This window comes from Cellvibrio fontiphilus (genome assembly GCF_042646205.1).
Classification (GTDB): Bacteria; Pseudomonadota; Gammaproteobacteria; order Pseudomonadales; family Cellvibrionaceae; genus Cellvibrio; species Cellvibrio fontiphilus_A.
On the sequence record NZ_JBHRTF010000002.1, the window covers coordinates 794,850 to 813,206 of the forward strand.

Sequence of the window (18,357 nt, forward strand, 5' to 3'; positions counted from 1 at the left end):
CTTAAAAATGATGAGCAGACATATGCAAAGAAAAAACAACACTATCGAGCGCGGTTTTACGCTATTGGAAATGATCGTAGTCTTGGTAATTATCGGTCTGATTGCGGGGCTGGTAGGGCCTAATCTTTTTCGCCAAGCCGACAGGGCTAAAGTTCAAACAGCTGAAACACAGGTCAAAATGATCCGTGGGGCGCTACACACTCTGCGCTTGGATATAGGCCGTCTGCCTACACAAGAGGAAGGTTTGAAATTATTAGTACAGCGACCACAAGATGAAAAGGTTGCCCAGTTTTGGGAGGGCCCTTATATAGATGGCGGTGTACCGCTTGATCCATGGAATCGTGACTATGTATACAGTAGCTCGCCGAGTGAAATAGAGTCTTTCAGTTTATATTCCTTGGGCGCCGATGGTCAGCAGGGTGGTGATGGTGATAATTCCGATATCGGATACCTACCTGTACGGTGATAAATTGCGCAAATCATCGGGGTTTACAATTCTAGAGATGGTTGTGGTTCTGGTTATGATTGGTTTAATTGCATCACTAGCGTTACCGGGCCTACAAAAAATGTTTGATGCAATGGAGGCATCTATTCAGCGAGACAATATTAGTTTTGCCTTGAATAGCCTGTCACAAGATGTGCGTGATACACGAACAGCACTCTATTTTGAGCGTTACCCCGAAAATTCTGATCCCCTACCAACAGTGTTTCTGGATAGATTGGCGGAGCTTGAAGTTAAAGTACAAGCACAATCGCCGATACTCATCACCGCCTCTGGTTTTTGCCCCATTTCTACAGCTATTTCGGTATTTAGTGGTTCGCGCCATTATGATTTAGTGCTGCGTGCGCCAGATTGTCGCGTTGAACTTCCGTGAGTCATAAAGTATGACCCCATCAGCTTCCCAACGCGGCTTTACTCTTCTTGAAGCTGTCATAGCGCTTGCCATATTCGCGATGGGAGCAACAGCTTTATATGCCTGGCTGAACACTAATCTAATAACTCTGGCACGAGTCGATGCTATTAATCAAAGGCATTTGGCTGTTGTGAGCGCCACTGACTTCATCAGTAAAATAAATCCTGCGGAAATGCCCGAGGGTGATATAGCCTTAAACCAACTACGAATTATCTGGAAGGCTCGCGAGCCACTGGCACAAGCAGATGCGCTGGATGATCAAAATAAAAAAACAATAAATAATGTGACGCTTATGCAGCTTGATGTTTGGGTTTATAAAGATGAGCGCCTTCTAAGCCAATTTGTGACAACCTCACTAGGTGTAAAAAAAGTACGTGATATTGGAGATGTCATCTTTGATTAGATTCAGCTCCCATCGCGGATTTACCTTGTTGGAATTATTGGTTGTGATTTTATTGGTCGCGCTATTGAGCGGGCTGTTAATGCAGGGTTTTATCTATTTCTCTGGTGTTTATTCAGCAGTAGAGCGAAGGCAAATGCTGCTGAGTGAGCAGCAACTTTTGGATGGGTGGCTGAGGGATTCGGTTCAATCCTTCACTAATGGTATAGATTCGGAATTAAAACTTGCGAGATTCGCGGGAGATCAAACCTCATTTAAAGGGCTTTCTCTCGCTTCAATTGCCCGACCGGGAGTGCGCGAGCCACTTCAAATTGAATGGCATTTGAGGCGAGAGGCGGGGCAGCTTCAGCTTTTGTACTCTGAATATTCGTTGAGTGCAGAAGATGAGCACACGGAGTATTTGGTAAAAGCGTGGCCGGAAGTGAATGCATACTGGCGTTATTGGGATGGTAAAGAGTGGTTGCCAAGTTTTCCGAAACGCGACAGTGTTTTCAATTCTACTGAGCAAGCAGAATTACCGGAGTTGATTGCTCTTTATGTAGATGTACTACCTTACCCTCTTGAGTTTATTTTCGCTGTACATTCTTCTACGGGAAAATACGAAGCCATAATCGGGGAGGATTACTAGCATGTTGGTACCTTTTGGGCCAAGTAATCGCTCTGAAAGTCAATGTGGGTTTGTATTGGTTTCAGTACTCTGGCTGTTGGTTATTATGACGATGGCTGCTACGGCATTTTCTATTTGGGTGACAACGGTTCGCGAAGAAGCGGCTAAGCGTCAGGCTTATCAAGAAGGATACCGCAGGGCTTTGGATGCCTTGAACAAGGTCACATTTACCTACATGGCAGAAATGAAAACCCCGCAGGGGATTGCTTGGCCGGCGACCGGTGGGGTGAAAAATGAAGTTTTCTTTGATAGCTTCGACGATTTTTTGGGTGGTGCTGCGCCAAAAGTTAAGGCAAGTGGCAACGCAGGATTTCTTAAACTAAATAGTAGTGTTTTGGATCTTGGCCAAGGATTGAGGGTGGTGGTTCAAGATCATGCTGGTTTAATAGGGCTTTCCGAATTGAGTCAGCCCCATGTCTTTGACAATTTAATAGCCGCTGCGGGCAATTCCACCCTCAGTATCGCCCGCTTGCGCGATAACCTGATTGACTATCAAGATCGAAATAGTTTTTCAAATCTACAGGGTGCAGAAGCAATAGAATATCGCCGTAAAAATATCCCACCGCCCACAAACGGTGTCTTAAGGCACCCGTTACAATTGCGCGCAATTATGGACTGGGACACGCTGCTTGCAACAAAAGGCGATGAGTGGCTCTTGCGGCAGTTCAAAGAAGCTGGTGGGGCGCTAGTCAATATAAACACTGCTCCGGATAGCGTGGTAGCGCTGCTTTTGGCTAAAGACGGCGATCTTGCGGCTATTAAAGAGTTGCGAAACAAAAAAACAATAGAATCCATATTTGAGCTTACGCGCTACTCCAGTAACGGGGAGGATGTGCCTTTTACAATTATGCCAAGTGGTGGATTTCGTTTTTGGTGGTGGCTTGAGGGCGACGCAACGGCTCAGGTTTATGATGTACAATTCGACCACCTTGCGCCTGGCTCAAAGGCTTGGTACATCAATTGGTCAAGACGAGTAAAGTTGCCTGATGATTTGGCTCAAAGCACTCCAACGGTGGTTAATCACCCATTTTTTGAATGAACAGCAGTTATTTGCCGGCAATCAACTCTCATCTACCCAGCGCCGCCATTTTCTACCTGGAATCATAATAGGACGGGATCGCAGTCAATATTTTGCGGTGGATCTTTCGCATGTTCCAAAAGCCAGCCGCAATGCTGCGCTTGCCAACCAAGTCAAGCTAAAAAGCCCTTGGGAATCGGTCGCTTATAGCGTTTCTTGGGCGGCAGGTTGGGCGCAGGTTTGGTTATGGGACAAATCTCAGCTGGAGTCGGAGCTAGTAAGCATCACTGGCTTACCTGCTGCATCCTTGCAGCGCACTCGCTTTATTGCGGAGGCGCTATATTGGTCCAAGCCTGAATCCGACGGGGTATACCTTTTCGCGTGTAATCTTGGTTCTGACCTACAGTTCTGGTCACGAGGTGTAATGCGTGCCAGTCAATGGTTTGCTGAAACACCGGGGCTGCCACAGATCCAGCGGTTCTATCGTGCGCAGGGGCTAGCACCTAGCAAGGAATTGCCAGCCTGCTTGACGCCGCAGATCATGGAAAAACCCTGGGCTGGGCTTGAATCGGCCGGGTTTACGCACCTACTGGAGCACAAAGCGGGTCTTGTCATTTTATTGTTGGCCGTTTCCCTGGGTATTGCTAGCTTGCAGTTAACATCAATTCTGAGCTGGGGTTCTGTAGAAAAGCGCTGGTTATCTAAAACCGAACAGCTGCAGCAGACTGCTGCTGACTTAATTTCTGCGCGCAACCAGGCTCGCTCTGCTAAAGCTGAGCTGAACTCATTGTTAACCCTTTTGCAGCAGGGTGATGCTCTTGAGGCACAATTAAAAATATTCGAACGCCTGCCCAATAAAAACAAAATTCAACTTGAGACTTGGGAACGCACTGCAGATCAGGTCAGTATGATTATCAGTGGTGATATAGGTGATACCTTATCCCTTGTGCGTGCCTTGGAGCGTGATGGTATTACCAACGTCACTGTTGAGCCGCAGTCACAGACAAAATACCGTGTTCAACTGGTATTAAATCGCTATATGCCACAGCAGTTAAGTGAAGCAGCTGGGGCCAACACAACACTTACGCCTGAACCTTTATGAAGTCTATTAACTGGCAAGTATATTGGGGTGATGCAAAGCGCGAATGGCAGCAGAATCGTCGCTTACAGTTGATTGCGCTGGTTGCGCTGGCGCTGTTTATAGTGTGGGTGCACTCATCATTAAATCAACTTCGCAAGGACTTGCGTAGTCAGGCTTTGGTTGCCGAGCGAAACTATTATGAAACCGAATTAGCAGCTAAAGACAGCGCCTGGCTTACTCGCGCAAAGGAGGCCCAACAGCAACTGGCCCAAGTTAATAGCAGGCTATGGGTTGCCAGTTCGGCGGGTGAGGCTCAGGCACTCTTTAGAGATTGGATTGATAGTGAGGCAAAAAAGGCCGGAATGACAGTGCGCAGAGCTGCTGTTGCCGTTTCTGATGCTGTACCGGGCGAGCAACTAAGGCCAGTAAAGGCAGACATACAGGGTCGTTATACCGCAGGTGCAGTACAAAAGTTTATGGATGCAGCACGTCAACACAATCTTTTTATCACGCTAGATGCAGAGCAATTCAATCTGAGTAATCAAAAAAATCAAACTTATCGTCTGAATATAACAGCCTGGTTTGTGATTCAAGGGGAAAAAAGCGCGCCATGAATCGTTCAATAGCATTTGGTTACATAGCGGCGCTTGTTGTATTAAATTTGATATTTTGGTTCTTCCCACGGGGTATGGGGGAAGAGGATTTGGCAACAGACAAAAAGGATCGTTGGCAGTTGGTGGCGTTTCTAAGCCCAGCAAAGATGGATCTTAATCAACTGCTGGAATCTGGCTTTTGGGGTGATGCAAGTGAAGCTCTTGCTGGTGCAAGCTCAGATGCAAAGCAGGACACGCCGGAGGTTGAGCGCAGAGAGGCTGCAAAATTACGTGCTAACGTCAATGCCATTATCGAGCGTGATGATACGCGAGAAGTTTTGTTCCTCGTCGGTAAGGACTATGTAAGGGTACAGGTTAATCAATCACTGCCCGGAACCGACTGGGAACTGGTTGAGATCGGAGCGGATTGGCTGATGCTCACCAAGTCGGGCGGTGGCGGAGAAAAGCAATTACTTCGACTTTTCCAATTGCCCTCCAAGGCCCGCTAAGTTTTAACACACTAACACCAGCAGTTTTCTATACATAAGCGTCACCTGGAGAGGCTAGCTCCTTCAGGTTATTCATGTACCTCGGGGTACGGAGTTTTGTAATGAACCCATCTATGTTGTTGACACAGTTTGCGCGAAGCTCTCTGTTGGTACTGTCGGTAGTCGCGCTATCGTCTTGTTCATTGATGCCAGATAGTCAGTTTGCTCCTCCAGCAAAACTTAAATCATCGACACATGACGAAAAGGCTAACTCAAAAGATAATTCTTCGGGCAAAGAGGCTCCTGTTGCTGCGCGTTTCAGTCCGGCGCCGGTAACCAGTGGTCCTCGTGCCGCAGCGCAGCTGACGGAAGAGGTGGTGCTATTTCCTCAGGATGAGCAACCGAGTATTAGCCTTAGTATTGATTCTTTGCCTCTACCTGCATTTATAAACGAGGTCTTTGCTAACGAATTAAAGTTGGATTTCCAGATAGCGCCGGAGGTGAGCAATAAGACTGACCTTGTGACGCTCCGGGTGACAGAAGCGCGCAACCGACAAGCTATCTTTGAGCTGGCAAGACAGGTGTTGTCCAGCTATGGGGTGATTATCATCCAGCAGGGTGATTTGTTAAGGTTTGTATTGGGTGATGGCAAAAAAGGCCCGTTCGAGCCGCCGTTAATTGTCACTGGTAATGCGCTGCCGAGCGTTCCTTCTACTCATCGGCCTATATTTTTGGTGCGAAATCTTAATGTAGTGAACACTCGGGACGCGGCAAATGTTCTCGAAAGTATATTTAGAGGGCAACAACTGGGAATAGACGTTGACGCCAAGCGTAATGCCGTCACGCTGAATGGCGCGCCTGATCTGGTACAGAGTGCAGCAGAAGTTCTCACTATGTTAGATCAGCCAAGCATGAAAGGGCGTTATTCATTGCGTATAGACCCGCTGTTCACGGACGTGGATACGCTTTTTCGCAGTATGCAGTCTACCTTGGGGGCGCAGGGTTATGATGTTGGTGGTGTGGGCAGCAATATAACTTTGGTACCTATAAAAGAATTAAATGCGTTATTTGCGTTTGTCTCGACAGCAGAAACCCTTTCTCTGGTAAAACAATGGGCTGAGCAGCTGGATAAGGTGACTGTCCGGGCCGACTCCAAAGACGGCTTCTACTGGTATCAAGTGCGCAACACAGGCGCAGGAGATCTGGCTGCAACACTCAATGCGGCGCTCACCGGCAGCAGTGCCGCGACTCAGCCGCAAGCACAGCGTAATGCCCCTGCTACTGCTAACACCCGTAATCCCCCCGCTGGAGCCAATCAGCAAAATGCCAGCTCTCGTACTGCAACTACAGTAACGGGTCAGTTCGTTGTTGATGCTGCACGCAATATGCTGTTATTCCGTGGCAGTGCAGATCGCTGGCAGGAAATCCTTCCGTTAATTAAGGAGTTGGATCAGGCACCGGCACAGGTGCTGGTTGAAGTTGTGGTGGCTGAAGTGACTCTCTCCGATCAATTCCGATTTGGGATGGAATGGGCAATGAGTGAGGTTGTGAATGGCGCCAGTGGAGAGTTGCGCAATGTTTATGGAGATGATGGCCTGGTAGGCAGTGGTGTTGGTGGCACAGGTCTAAGCTGGACATCGCTCAGCAGCTCTGGCGCAACCCGTTTGGCACTCAATGCATTTGCCAGTAACAATAAGGTGTCTATACTCCAAACGCCTAAGCTCTTGGTGCGAAGCGGTCAGTCTGCCACTGTGAGTGTGGGGCAAAAAATACCTTTACTAGTCTCGCAAACAGTTGCTAACGAGCAAATTGATGGAGACACAGGTTCGCGTCAAAATGTGGAGTACCGTGATACGGGGATCTCTCTGTCAGTAACTCCAACGGTTTTTTCAGATGGGCGCATCGATATGGATATCCAGCAAGAGGTTAGTGGTTCCTCGGTAACCGAGGGCACGGTTAACTTGACCCCCATTGTGTCCAGCCGGACTATCAGTACCAGTCTGAGTTTGCGTGATGGTGGGTCGGTACTTTTGGGTGGGCTTATTACCCGCGAACAAACTAAAGGTAATTCGCGCGTGCCCGTTCTTGGTGCGCTGCCAATAGTCGGTCATTTGTTCCGCACAGACAGCTCAAGTGCTGGCACAACTGAACTGATGATATTGGTTGTACCATATCTTGTGCGCGATGCAGATCAGGCAGAAGCCCTTACCAAGTCGTTTCGGCAGCAATTAAGCATTCCTTCTATAGATGAAGACTTGTCTGCGCCATAAATCTGGCTTGAATTTTGATTGCTAAAAAACATGGGGAATATACATCGGTTGTCATCGTTATTAACTGCGTAATCGCGGTAGATGTGCCTGATGGGGTGCTGGATGCACCCAAAATGTGCGAAGTTGAATGATGCTTGTGCATTCTTGAGATGTTCCACATTCTTGTGGCTTGGTTGAAAATAATAAAGCTAACTACTTGCAATGATTGGTAAATGTCTCATAGAATCCGTCGCTGATGGCAGGCGGAGCGCTTCGCCTGACTTCATTATTAATAAAAAGCAAAGCAGACATTGTTAGGGCTTTTGTTAGTAATTCAATAAACCTTACGTAAGTCAATGAAGGAAGTACGTAGCTATGAAAAACATGTTTAAAAAATCTGCACTGGCACTGACAGTGGCAACTATGTCTGCTGGCGTGTTTGCTGGCGAACTGGTTTACACCAACAGTGGCCTGTCAACCCCTACCAACGGTGCTGGTAACCACCCAATCGTGTTGGCTACCGAAGTGTTCGGTTCTGGCTCTGAAGCAACTCTGATTGCTGCTCCAGATATTACTTATGAGGTTGATGTAACTAAAGACGACATCGCTGATGGTGAAGTTGCTACTGTTAAGTTCACTTTGAACAAAAGTGCAGTGTTTGGTGAGAATTTGTCTTTGATCGACAACTGGGCAGCTTCTAACGCTACTCTGGTATTCTCTTTCAATGCTGGTGCGAATGTCGTGACTGTAGGTGGCGCTGGCGCTCCTTACGCTCAAAATGCGGAATTCACCATTGAAGTTGACTCAGGTGGTGAGATTGGTGATAACACTGTTGTGTTCAAAATCACCAACGTAGCTGGTGGCGCTGTTGCAGCGGCTAACTTGGATTCTGTTCAAATCGCTCAATTCCGTACTCGTAACCTGACTTCCGCTCTGGAAGGTTCTGTAGCTACTGCTCAGCGCACTGTATCTTTGGCTGCTGAATTCCGTAACGAAGACACCACTGTTACCGATACTCAACCAGCTATCGTGATCTTCGAATCACAACCAGTTCTGACTTTGCGTTCTGCAAACATCACTAACTACGAAGCTGTTCCTGGTCTGCGTTCACGTATCAACGTTGCAGCTGACGAAGAGCTGTTCACCAGCGCTACTGGCGTTGCTGCTGCTAGTGACTTCGACGAAACCAACGACGTTGACTTCGTACAATTGGGCGAACTCTACATTGAGCGTACCGAGAAATACGGTGAATTCGTTGCTAAAGAAAACGGCGCTCCATTTGACTGGAACGGTTCTGACGTATTCAGCATGATGATCGATGCAGGTGCTAACCTGGATGCATACGACGAGCTGAAGTTGGTTCCAATCAGCGGCGTAGAAGTTTGTGCTGATCCTGGTATCACTGACGGTTTGGCTGGCTTGACTTCAACTTTCGAATTGACTGGTCAAGATACCGCTGACTTGGAAAATGGTTACTTGGTTTGTGCTATTGCTGATGGCGACAAGCAAATCCCAGAAACTACCAAGTTTGAAGTTCAAGTTAACGTAGACTACTTCAACCCACGTTATGTTCCTTCCGAGTCTAACACTCTGGACTACGGCGCGATCCTGCGTAACGGTTGTTCTGTAACCCTGTTCAACGTACCTAACGTGAACGTAGGTGACAAAGCATTTATCCGTTTGAGCAACGTGAGCGACAACGCTGGCCGTGTAAGCGTAACTGGTTACGACGAAGCTGGTAACCTGTTGGAAGAAGTGGATCTGGATACCGTAATTCCAGCTCACGGTACTACCGTGTTCCACACTGACTCTTCTAACAGCGCAGGCGTTTACTTGGGTGACGTGTTCCCAGATTTCGCAGCTCTGACCTCTGGTCGTGCTCGTGTGATTCTGAAAGGCGGTTTCCCAGCGTGTGAAGCTCTGGGCTTGGTACGTACTCCAGCTGGCGTACTCACCAACATGACCAGCACTACTTACGCTGGTGATGATGCTCGCTTCGGCGAAGACAAAAACGGTACTTCTAACACCAACAACTAATAGTTGTTTGTGTTGGCTCTGTAGTAATACAGAGGCTACTGTTAAAAAAGGGTTCCTTCGGGAACCCTTTTTTTATGCCCGCAAAACGCCGAGCGAGTTACGTAAATAAACATTTTTTTTAAGGTGCCAGCCCCTATAATGCGCCGCATCCCTGTTTAACCCCTGTCGAGGTCGTTTATGGCTCAGCGTTTTATCCTCCTCTTTTTACTCAGCCTTTTGTCGCTCACTGCCTGGGCAAATACCAGTTTTAAAGAGGGAGAACACTACACCCGTTTAGCTCAGCCGCTGCCAAAAGGTATTGCGACGGTTACTGAGTTTTTTTATTACGGCTGCACAACCTGTTTTGAGCTATCACCGCTCCTTGGTGATTGGATAAAAGAGAAAAAGATCAGTTTTGCATTAATCCCCGCGCATTCTGAAACCGCAATGGTGGATGCAGCTCGCATGCACCACACGGCACAGGTTATTGGTGCAATGAACACGCTTTATGCGGTGAACTACAAAATAGTTCAGCACAACATGAAGCTGCAGGGCGCAGATCGTATTAATCACTATCTGGACTTGAATGGCATCAATAAAGAACTTTATTGGCAGGCTTGGTCAAGCCCGCAGGTAGAGCAGCGATTGCAAGGCTCCGCTGCACTGACAAAACAGGCACAAGTTTTCAAAACCCCTACGTTTATTGTTCACGGTGTTTACAAGGTGGATATCGAAAAGATGTCCAGCATAGAGCAGTTATTTGAAGTGTTGGATTTCCTGGTTGCCAACCCTCCCGCACCAGCGCCTGCACTGTTGCAGAAACCCAAAAAAGACTAGGTAATCCATAAGCAGCATTAGCTACCTATTCTTAACGGTTTTGGAACCTCATTTATGATTGAAGTCTCTGAGCTCAGCAAATGCTATCGCCTGTTCGATAACCCGGCGGATCGTTTAAAACAGAGCTTATTTCGTGGGCGCAAGCAGTTCTACAAAGAGTTTTGGCCAGTCCAGAACGTCAGTTTTCGGGTTGATAAAGCTGAGGTTGTGGGTTTAATTGGCGCTAATGGCTCAGGCAAGTCAACCATCCTGCAGCTTATTTGCGGCGTACTGCAGCCCACTAAAGGTAGCATTACTACGGAAGGAAGAATTGCTGCACTCCTCGAATTAGGGTCAGGCTTTAACCCGGAGTTTACCGGTCATGACAACCTCATTATGAACGCCTCACTGCTAGGGTTAACATCCGCGCAAATTGAAGAGCGCTATCAGGAAATTGTGGATTTTTCCGGCATTGGTGATTTTATCTATCAACCGGTTAAGCACTATTCCAGTGGTATGGTTGTGCGTCTTGCTTTTGCGATTAGCAGCTATGTAGATGCTGACATACTCGTAGTGGATGAGGCTCTGGCGGTAGGTGATGCAGGCTTTCAAGCCAAATGTTTGGAGCGCATAGAGCGCCTTATGCAGCAAGGCACTACAGTACTGCTAGTCACTCACGATATGCAGTTAATCAAGCGCTATTGCGACCGCGTCATCTACCTTAAAAAAGGTCAGATTGCCTATGACGGCGATCCGGAAGAGGGCACAGAAATTTATTTGGCAGAAACCAAGGAAACAGATTCAGCGAATAAAGCCGTTACGCGTAATCGTTCTACCACTGGTGCTGCCAATCTTGCTTTTGGTACCGGAAAGGGGGCTATTACAGAAGCGCAGATAGTCGCAGCATCTGGCAGGGGAAGCTCAGTTGTTGTCAAACAGGGGGAGCGGGTGCAGTTGGTCGTAAAAGCCAAAATCACAACTGAATTCACCTTTCCTCGCATTCAAATGACAGTGCGGGATAGTCGGGGCTATAACCTTTTTGGTTTTAACAACATTTATGGTGGAAAGAAGCTTACGCCTGACACAGAAGGTAACTTGACGGTAATGTTTAGTTTCGAGGCGGCCTTACAAGCAGGCGACTATGCAATCACCTTACGTTTGGATGATTGCGATAATACCGAGCAAGTTAATTTGGTTGATAAACAAGTTGGCATTGTGGACTTCACAGTAACAATGGTTACCAAGCACTTTGATGCGGTGATCGATCTAAAAGGACGTTGCGAGGAAATAGAGTGAACATAGTTTTTGTGTGTCAGCGCGGTGAGTTAGAAATAAAAGCTGTGCTTCTGGCGTGGTCGCTTAGACGATTTTTAGGTAAGGATGTAAACCTTATTGCCGCTTGCCCGCAGTTTTTGGACTGGGGAGATTTGTCTGAGAATACCAAGGCAATTCTGGGCACCCTCGATGTTCAGCTCGCGAGTTTTATGCCTGTTTTTGGCGAGCGCTATCCGATTGGAAACAAAATATCAGCACTTGCATTACTGCCTGATGGACAAAACGGCTGTTTTATTGATTCCGACATGTTGTGTTTGTCGCCTTGGAATCTTACCAATGACTTGGAAAAACACACCACCTTGGTTAAACCTGCGGACATGGGTACATGGGGCAGCGATAGTGCGTGGCAAGCGCTTTACTCGGCGTGTGATATTACCCTTCCTGAGCGTAAGGTTCGTTTAACTGTCACAGGTCAATTGTCATCACCCTATTTTAATGCAGGTTTTGTCGTTAGCTCCCAGCCTCAGCACTTGGCAGCGCAGTGGCTGATGTTCGCACAACAATTCGATCAGCAATCACCGCCACTGGAGAACAAATACCCTTGGCTGGATCAAATTGCGTTACCACTGGCAATGATAAAAACCGGCTCCTGGGGTGTGCTTGATGAGCGGTTTAATTTTCCTGCGCATCTGCGCCTACTGGGCGATAGTGACGTCGCACTTTGCCATTATCACTCTCCCCAAGTCATTTTGCGTGAACCTCGTCTTTATGATTTATTTAATTGTGCCCGCCAAGAACTTCAGCTTTTAGATTCATTATTAGCGGCACACCCCGCGTGGAGATCCTTAATTTCAATTTCTTTTCCCAGTGTTACCTACAAGGTAGAGGAACGTAATTTTTTGATTACGGGTATTCCGCGCAGTGGCACGAGTTATGTTAGTAGTATTTTAGATGCGCAGGATAATTGGCTGGTATTGAATGAGCCGGGCGAGATATTTGCGCATTTGAATGCGCGTAAAGATGCAAGTGGCATAGGCCAGTTCCATGCTGAATCCAGAGCAAGAGTTCTGTTGGGTGAACCGGTAAAAAATAAAGTAAAAAATGGGCAGGTCATTCAGGATACGGCACAACTGGATGCTGCTGAGCTATATCACCCTACAGTCCATTCTGCAGACTTTTGGTTGGGCAGCAAAAATACGCTTGCTTATCTGGCGTCTTTACCTAAGGTTATCGATCTTGGTTGGCCGGTGATTGCAATGGTGCGCCATCCGTTAGACACAATTACATCATGGCGTAATACATTCAACCACTTGCGTGATGCAAAGCCAAGTGAGTTACCCATCGCTAATCCACAATTCCACGGGTGGTCGGCGCAGCATCGAGAATATCTTTTAGAACTCGATTCTATGCCTGATGCTCGCCTGCGTAGAGTATTGTTTTGGCGCTTACTCGCCAGTGTTCTTATAGAGCATCGCAATGCGATTCAGTTGTATCGGTATGAAGATGTCATTACAGATCCTTCTTCATTTTTAGCGAGCGTTGCACAAAAGCTGAATTACCATAAACCAAATGTTTTAGCCTCGGGTAGTTTACGCAACCGTGTTGATCAATATGATCCTCTTGAGCGTGAAATGCTCGCCGATCTTTGTGCGAGTGAATTAGCCTTGCTGGGATACACGGTGTAGTTTTTATAAAAAGTACACCGATGCGTTCGCTAGAAAAAATTGTTATAGATGAGATAGATGATGAATATAGTGGCTACAACTTTACCGGACGTACTTGTCATTGAGCCTAGAGTATTTGGTGATGATCGGGGCTTTTTCTTTGAAAGCTTTAATCAACAACAATTTAATAAAGGGGTGGGCCGCGACATTAATTTTGTGCAGGATAATCATAGTAAATCTGCACGTGGTGTATTGCGTGGCTTGCATTATCAAATTGAACAAGCGCAAGGGAAGTTGGTGCGTGTTGTTACAGGCCGCGTATTAGATGTCGCTGTGGATTTACGCCAAACTTCCTCAACCTTTGGACAGTGGGTGGCAGTGGAGTTGACAGCAGAGAACAAGCGACAATTATGGGTTCCGGCCGGATTTGCCCATGGTTTTGTTGTACTGAGTGAAAGCGCTGAGTTTTTATATAAAACGACGGACTATTATGCCCCTGAAAAGGAGCGTTGTATTGCGTGGAATGACCCGGATTTGTCTATAGACTGGGGTATTGATTTTCCCCCTCTGTTATCTGCGAAGGATGCTGCAGGCGTCGCCTTTAAAGATGCTGATTACTATCGCTAGGACGGTACAAAATGAGCCCGGTATTTGATCTGCAATTTCAGGCGCGTCTGAATTGGTTGTCTGAGAAGACATTTTTAGTGGGGCGTGGCTACTCCTTGGCGTCAAGTGCTATCAGCGAAGGAAAGCTGCCGGTTACCGCAGTGCGTATCAAGCAGATATTGCAAACGTCGCAGCTCCCCGGGCGTAGCCGGTTGAACCAGTTATTTCCAGGGGACTCTGCGATCATTGAGTTTTCTTCTCCATCGGTGTTCCCACAAGCCGGCGTTTATGAGTCGGCGCCTTTTGTTGTCCTCGATTCACAAAGCAACGAATCGTTGGGCGAAGGCGTCATTGAATTTGTGTTGCGCCGCTCAACCAACATCCGCTGGCAAAACCTGACGATTAATAAGCAGGCTCGCGCTTTTGCCAAACAGCAGCAGCCGTGTTGTATCTGGTTTACTGGTTTATCCGGTGCAGGTAAATCAACTATCGCTAATCTGCTGGAAAAAAAACTGTACGACAGTGGTTGTCATACTTATTTGTTGGACGGCGATAATCTACGGCATGGTTTGAATCGCGATCTGGGGTTTACCGAGGCAGACCGTATTGAAAATATTCGCCGTGTTGCCGAAGTGGCAAAATTAATGGTGGATGCAGGCTTGATTGTTATCGCCTCTTTTATTTCCCCTTTCAAAGCGGATCGACAATTAGCGCGTGCGCTATTTGAGAGCGATGAATTTATTGAGGTTTTTGTTGATACACCTCTGGTCGAATGTGAGCGGCGCGATGTGAAGGGCCTCTATGCCAAAGCGCGACGTGGCGAATTAAAAAATTTTACCGGAATAGATAGTGGCTATGAGCCTCCGGAGAACCCTGAGTTGTGTGTACAAACAACTGTGCAAACGCCAGAGCAGTGCGTTGAACAGTTAGTCCAGTATCTGGTTACACAGAACATACTTTTGCAAAAAATAGTGGAATAATTTTTGTGGCTGGTGATAACAAATTACTGAGTGAAAAAAAATTAGTTGTGGTGTTAGGAATGCACCGCAGCGGTACCAGTGCGGTGATGAAGGCGTTGTCCTGCGTGGGTTATGCTTTGGGCGATAAATTAATGCCTGCGCGCGCAGATAACCCCAAAGGTTTTTTTGAAGATTCAGATATCGTTGAATTAAATAATCAAATGCTGGCGCACATAGGCCAGCACTGGTTTAGTTTGTCGCAAGTATCCAGCGAAAATGTTTCTGTGCTTGAACGTGCCGGCTTTGTTGATAGGGCGCTTGGGTTGTTACAGCAAAAACTGCAACAACACGCACAGCTGGCGATTAAAGATCCGCGTATCACCAAGCTAATTTTACTCTGGCAGCGAGTGTTCGCTCGACTGGATTGCCCTGTTAGTTTTGTCTTTAGTTTGCGCAATCCACTCAGTGTTGCCCAGTCTCTTTATCAGCGTAATCAGATGCCGCTTAAAAAAGGTTGCTGGTTGTGGCTGAGTCACAACATGGCTGCTGCCGAAGTGTTGCGCGAGCAGCCGATTAGTATTATTGATTACGATTTTTTGATGGATGATCCGGTTAGTTGTGTAAGTGGCTTGGCGACTGAATTAAATGCGCCGTTAGATGGTGAAATGTTAGCCGCCTTTGCCGCTGACTTTATCGATCCCGAGCTGCGTCACGCCAGTTATGACGAGCGTAGTCTTACTGATCATGCAAAGTGCCCCATGCCTGTAGGCAGCGCATATGCCTTGTTCAAAAACGCCCGCACAGGAACTGAAGGGCGGTTACAGCTGTGTGATTTTTTATCCGCACAGCGGGCGCTATTAGTTACCGAGTTTGCTGAAATAGATGCAATAGAAGCGGCAGCTATGCGTGCCACCGATATTGAATCGGTAAAACAATTGTTGGATGAACGCACCCACTGGGCCAAGGATTTGGAACAGCAGTTGGGTGAGCGCACACGCTGGGCTAAAGATTTGGAGCAGCAGTTGGATGAGCGCACACGCTGGGCCAAGGATTTGGAACAGCAGTTGGATGAGCACACGCACTGGGCCAGGGATTTGGAGCAGCAGTTGGATGAGCGCACGCACTGGGCCAGGGATTTGGAGCAGCAGCTTGATGAGCGTACTCAATGGGCTCAGACGCTCGATCGTGAGCTGGTGAGCAGTAAAGCGGATGCAGTGCGGTTGCTTGAACTGAACGCTACTCTAGAGCAAAACCTGCAGCAACAAATTGCCATAACGGCACAAAGCCAGCAGGAACTATCCCGGCAGCAGCAGCTTTCACACTATCTACAAAATCAGTTGGATGAATTACGTAGTAATTATCAACAGGTGATCCAGTCACGTTCCTGGAAACTGACCAAACCACTGCGTGCTATGGGGCGTTTATTACGTGGTGAGACGGCATTTCTGGTTCCTTATTTAAAACCGCGTGCTCAGCGTTTGGGGCGCTTGGTTTATCAGCGCTTACCTGTGCCACTGGTGGTGAAACACAAATTGGCCAGTTTTGCTTATCGCCTTGCCGGCCCCTTATTTGAAGGCGTAGTGCATTACGAAATGTGGCGCCGTAGCGGCAAGCCTGATCTTCCTGCTGTTGCTGCGAGCGGTGTTATCGCTCAGGAGAATATTCAACAAGCGCTGACTGAGTTGGTCTTGCCCTGTGCTGAAGCGCCGTTGGTGTCGGTGATTATTCCCAGCTACGGCAATCTACCGGTGACCTTGACTTGTCTTTTATCCATTGCACGGAACCTGCCCAGTGTTGATATAGAAGTACTGGTGGTAGAGGATCATTCATCAGATCACGATATTCATCTGTTGCAGCAGGTGAAAGGGCTACGCTATGAAGTTAACCCCGTTAACCTTGGCTTTTTGCGTTCCTGTAACCGCGCCGTGTCGCTCGCCCGTGGCACTTACGTCTATCTGCTTAATAACGACACCGAAGTGACACCCGGCTGGCTGGATAGCCTGCTGGATGTTTTCCAGCGTTATCCCGATTGCGGTTTGGTCGGATCCAAACTGGTCTACCCGGATGGGCGCTTGCAGGAGGCTGGCGGCATTCTGTGGCGCGATGGTTCGGCCTGGAACTATGGTCGTTTGCAAGACCCAAGTCTGCCGCAATTTAATTATCTGCGCGAAGCAGATTACTGCTCGGGTGCATCCTTGCTCATCGAAAAAGCATTTTTTACCCAATTGGGCTTGTTTGATGAGCGTTATGTACCGGCCTACTACGAGGACACAGATCTGGCGTTTATGGTGCGGGCCGCGGGTAAAAAGGTGTATTACCAACCAGCATCCACCATTATTCACTACGAGGGGGTCTCCAACGGCACGGATACGGGTGCAGGTATCAAGGCGTATCAAGTCACTAACCAGCAGAAGTTTTTTTCCAAGTGGCAGGCAAATCTGGCTGATCACTACCCCAATGCCGAGCGGGTTTTTACCGCCAAAGATCGCGCTTGGGAGAAACCCTGCGTACTGGTAGTGGATCACTATGTACTCCAGCCAGATCGCGATGCTGGCTCGCGCTCCACTTTGGCAATCATGACCGGATTGCAAAAGATGGGATTTGTGGTGAAGTTCTGGCCAGATAATCTTTGGTACGACCCTGAATACACTCCCCGTTTACAACAACTCGGGATAGAAGTGGTTTACGGCGGTGACCACTTGGGTGGCTTCCGCGAGTGGCTCAGTGCTGCAGAGGGTGGCATAAGCCATGTGTTACTGAATCGTCCGCATATTGCTAGCAACTATGTAGATACCCTTGCCAACTTTCCGAATATTCGTGTCGTGTATTACGGACACGATCTTCATTTTGAGCGCCTCGAACGTGAATATGCGCTCAACCCAAGTTCAGCCTTGTTGAAGGACAGAGACTATTTTTATCAACTCGAAACTGCCATTTGGAACAAGGTGGATGTGGTGCTCTACCCATCTGTGGATGAGGCTGAAACGGTTAAGCGAATTGCTCCCGGGATCAACGCTGCCGCCGTATGTCCCTATATTTACGAAGGCTTGCAGGCCTATGCAAATCGCTCCGCGGTAACAGGAAAAAAAGTGATTTTTGTAGCTGGTTTTGGTCATCCGCCAAATACCGATGCTGCGCTTTGGTTTGTAAAGGACATCTGGCCACTGATTAAAGCGCGCCAAGGCGATGCCACTTTATATCTGATTGGTTCAAAACCAACAGCGGAGGTTATGGGGTTAGCTGATAGCGATATTTTTGTCACTGGCTATGTAACCGATGAAGCGCTCGCTGCACATTATGCGTCAGCCAGGGTTGCTGTTGTGCCGTTACGTTTTGGTGCTGGAGTAAAAAATAAAGTGGTAGAGGCCATGGCCTTTGGTGCGCCTTTGGTTACCACTGAGGTGGGCGCACAGGGGTTGCCGGGGCTGAATGAATTAATTCCTGTGACGTCGCAGGCTGAGCTTTTTGCTGGCCATGTTCTGGATATCATTGAGAATGATAATGCCTGGTTGCGCTATTCGCATGCAGGCAATCAGTATGTTTCTCAACATTATTCTATTGAGTCGATGATCTCGACTTTACAGCTAGCATTTTTACAGCAGGAGTAGAAA

The 18,357-nt window shown here is 47.7% G+C and carries 16 protein-coding genes; all 16 read left to right on the top strand.

What is annotated here, in order from left to right:
- The first annotated feature begins 22 nt into the window (after nt 1–22).
- The 16 genes from gspG (at nt 23) to ACFODX_RS05360 (ending at nt 18,354) form a co-directional block, all read left to right on the top strand.
- The gene (gene gspG / locus ACFODX_RS05285) at nt 23–466 is read left to right on the top strand and encodes a type II secretion system major pseudopilin GspG (protein WP_378116782.1); all 444 of its coding nucleotides are present in this window, start codon (nt 23–25) and stop codon (nt 464–466) included.
- Nucleotides 426–875: a type II secretion system protein gene (locus tag ACFODX_RS05290; RefSeq protein WP_378116784.1), complete on the top strand. Its 450-nt coding sequence runs from the start codon at nt 426–428 to the stop codon at nt 873–875. The genes gspG and ACFODX_RS05290 overlap by 41 nt, the downstream gene beginning before the upstream one ends.
- A 10-nt stretch (nt 876–885) precedes the next feature.
- Entirely contained in the window at nt 886–1,317 is a 432-nt protein-coding gene (locus tag ACFODX_RS05295; RefSeq protein WP_378116786.1) for a PulJ/GspJ family protein, read from the top strand.
- On the top strand, nt 1,301–1,942 hold the full coding sequence (locus tag ACFODX_RS05300; RefSeq protein ID WP_378116788.1) for a prepilin-type N-terminal cleavage/methylation domain-containing protein: 642 nt from the start codon (nt 1,301–1,303) through the stop codon (nt 1,940–1,942). The genes ACFODX_RS05295 and ACFODX_RS05300 overlap by 17 nt, the downstream gene beginning before the upstream one ends.
- Before the next feature lies 1 nt (nt 1,943).
- The gene (locus ACFODX_RS05305; protein ID WP_378116790.1) at nt 1,944–3,020 is read left to right on the top strand and encodes a hypothetical protein; all 1,077 of its coding nucleotides are present in this window, start codon (nt 1,944–1,946) and stop codon (nt 3,018–3,020) included.
- Nucleotides 2,968–4,101, top strand: a complete 1,134-nt coding sequence (locus ACFODX_RS05310; RefSeq protein WP_378116792.1) for a hypothetical protein — start codon at nt 2,968–2,970, stop codon at nt 4,099–4,101. Before ACFODX_RS05305 ends, ACFODX_RS05310 begins: the two co-directional genes overlap by 53 nt.
- Nucleotides 4,098–4,694, top strand: a complete 597-nt coding sequence (locus ACFODX_RS05315) for a hypothetical protein (RefSeq protein WP_378116794.1) — start codon at nt 4,098–4,100, stop codon at nt 4,692–4,694. The genes ACFODX_RS05310 and ACFODX_RS05315 overlap by 4 nt, the downstream gene beginning before the upstream one ends.
- A complete protein-coding gene (locus ACFODX_RS05320; RefSeq protein WP_378116796.1) occupies nt 4,691–5,182 on the top strand; it encodes a hypothetical protein in 492 nt (163 codons plus the stop codon). The genes ACFODX_RS05315 and ACFODX_RS05320 overlap by 4 nt, the downstream gene beginning before the upstream one ends.
- Nucleotides 5,183–5,283: 101 nt before the next feature.
- Nucleotides 5,284–7,431 (top strand): secretin N-terminal domain-containing protein, encoded by a 2,148-nt coding sequence (locus tag ACFODX_RS05325; protein ID WP_378116798.1) that lies wholly within the window; start codon nt 5,284–5,286, stop codon nt 7,429–7,431.
- Nucleotides 7,432–7,785: 354 nt separating this feature from the next.
- A complete protein-coding gene (locus ACFODX_RS05330) occupies nt 7,786–9,447 on the top strand; it encodes a hypothetical protein (RefSeq protein ID WP_378116800.1) in 1,662 nt (553 codons plus the stop codon).
- A 177-nt stretch (nt 9,448–9,624) separates the two neighbouring features.
- Nucleotides 9,625–10,263 (top strand): DsbA family protein, encoded by a 639-nt coding sequence (locus tag ACFODX_RS05335; RefSeq protein ID WP_378116802.1) that lies wholly within the window; start codon nt 9,625–9,627, stop codon nt 10,261–10,263.
- 54 nt (nt 10,264–10,317) lie between these two features.
- A complete protein-coding gene (locus ACFODX_RS05340; protein WP_378116804.1) occupies nt 10,318–11,538 on the top strand; it encodes an ABC transporter ATP-binding protein in 1,221 nt (406 codons plus the stop codon).
- Nucleotides 11,535–13,202 (top strand): sulfotransferase, encoded by a 1,668-nt coding sequence (locus tag ACFODX_RS05345; RefSeq protein ID WP_378116806.1) that lies wholly within the window; start codon nt 11,535–11,537, stop codon nt 13,200–13,202. Before ACFODX_RS05340 ends, ACFODX_RS05345 begins: the two co-directional genes overlap by 4 nt.
- 60 nt (nt 13,203–13,262) lie before the next feature.
- Nucleotides 13,263–13,808 carry a dTDP-4-dehydrorhamnose 3,5-epimerase gene (rfbC, locus tag ACFODX_RS05350; RefSeq protein ID WP_378116970.1) on the top strand — a complete coding sequence of 182 codons (546 nt, stop codon included), beginning with the start codon at nt 13,263–13,265 and terminating at the stop codon, nt 13,806–13,808.
- Nucleotides 13,809–13,819: 11 nt separating this feature from the next.
- Nucleotides 13,820–14,767: an adenylyl-sulfate kinase gene (gene cysC, locus ACFODX_RS05355; protein WP_378116808.1), complete on the top strand. Its 948-nt coding sequence runs from the start codon at nt 13,820–13,822 to the stop codon at nt 14,765–14,767.
- A 59-nt stretch (nt 14,768–14,826) separates the two neighbouring features.
- Nucleotides 14,827–18,354, top strand: coding sequence for a glycosyltransferase (locus ACFODX_RS05360; RefSeq protein ID WP_378116810.1), 3,528 nt, complete (start codon nt 14,827–14,829; stop codon nt 18,352–18,354).
- The last annotated feature ends 3 nt before the right edge of the window (nt 18,355–18,357 follow it).

Bases quoted from the DNA above. Each gene is read 5' to 3' on its own strand.
- gspG (WP_378116782.1), top strand. From the start codon at position 23: ATGCAAAGAAAAAACAACACTATCGAGCGCGGTTTTACGCTATTGGAA.
- ACFODX_RS05290 (WP_378116784.1), top strand. From the start codon at position 426: ATGGTGATAATTCCGATATCGGATACCTACCTGTACGGTGATAAATTG.
- ACFODX_RS05295 (WP_378116786.1), top strand. From the start codon at position 886: ATGACCCCATCAGCTTCCCAACGCGGCTTTACTCTTCTTGAAGCTGTC.
- ACFODX_RS05300 (WP_378116788.1), top strand. From the start codon at position 1,301: ATGTCATCTTTGATTAGATTCAGCTCCCATCGCGGATTTACCTTGTTG.
- ACFODX_RS05305 (WP_378116790.1), top strand. From the start codon at position 1,944: ATGTTGGTACCTTTTGGGCCAAGTAATCGCTCTGAAAGTCAATGTGGG.
- ACFODX_RS05310 (WP_378116792.1), top strand. From the start codon at position 2,968: ATGATTTGGCTCAAAGCACTCCAACGGTGGTTAATCACCCATTTTTTG.
- ACFODX_RS05315 (WP_378116794.1), top strand. From the start codon at position 4,098: ATGAAGTCTATTAACTGGCAAGTATATTGGGGTGATGCAAAGCGCGAA.
- ACFODX_RS05320 (WP_378116796.1), top strand. From the start codon at position 4,691: ATGAATCGTTCAATAGCATTTGGTTACATAGCGGCGCTTGTTGTATTA.
- ACFODX_RS05325 (WP_378116798.1), top strand. From the start codon at position 5,284: ATGAACCCATCTATGTTGTTGACACAGTTTGCGCGAAGCTCTCTGTTG.
- ACFODX_RS05330 (WP_378116800.1), top strand. From the start codon at position 7,786: ATGAAAAACATGTTTAAAAAATCTGCACTGGCACTGACAGTGGCAACT.
- ACFODX_RS05335 (WP_378116802.1), top strand. From the start codon at position 9,625: ATGGCTCAGCGTTTTATCCTCCTCTTTTTACTCAGCCTTTTGTCGCTC.
- ACFODX_RS05340 (WP_378116804.1), top strand. From the start codon at position 10,318: ATGATTGAAGTCTCTGAGCTCAGCAAATGCTATCGCCTGTTCGATAAC.
- rfbC (WP_378116970.1), top strand. From the start codon at position 13,263: ATGAATATAGTGGCTACAACTTTACCGGACGTACTTGTCATTGAGCCT.
- cysC (WP_378116808.1), top strand. From the start codon at position 13,820: ATGAGCCCGGTATTTGATCTGCAATTTCAGGCGCGTCTGAATTGGTTG.
- ACFODX_RS05360 (WP_378116810.1), top strand. From the start codon at position 14,827: ATGCACCGCAGCGGTACCAGTGCGGTGATGAAGGCGTTGTCCTGCGTG.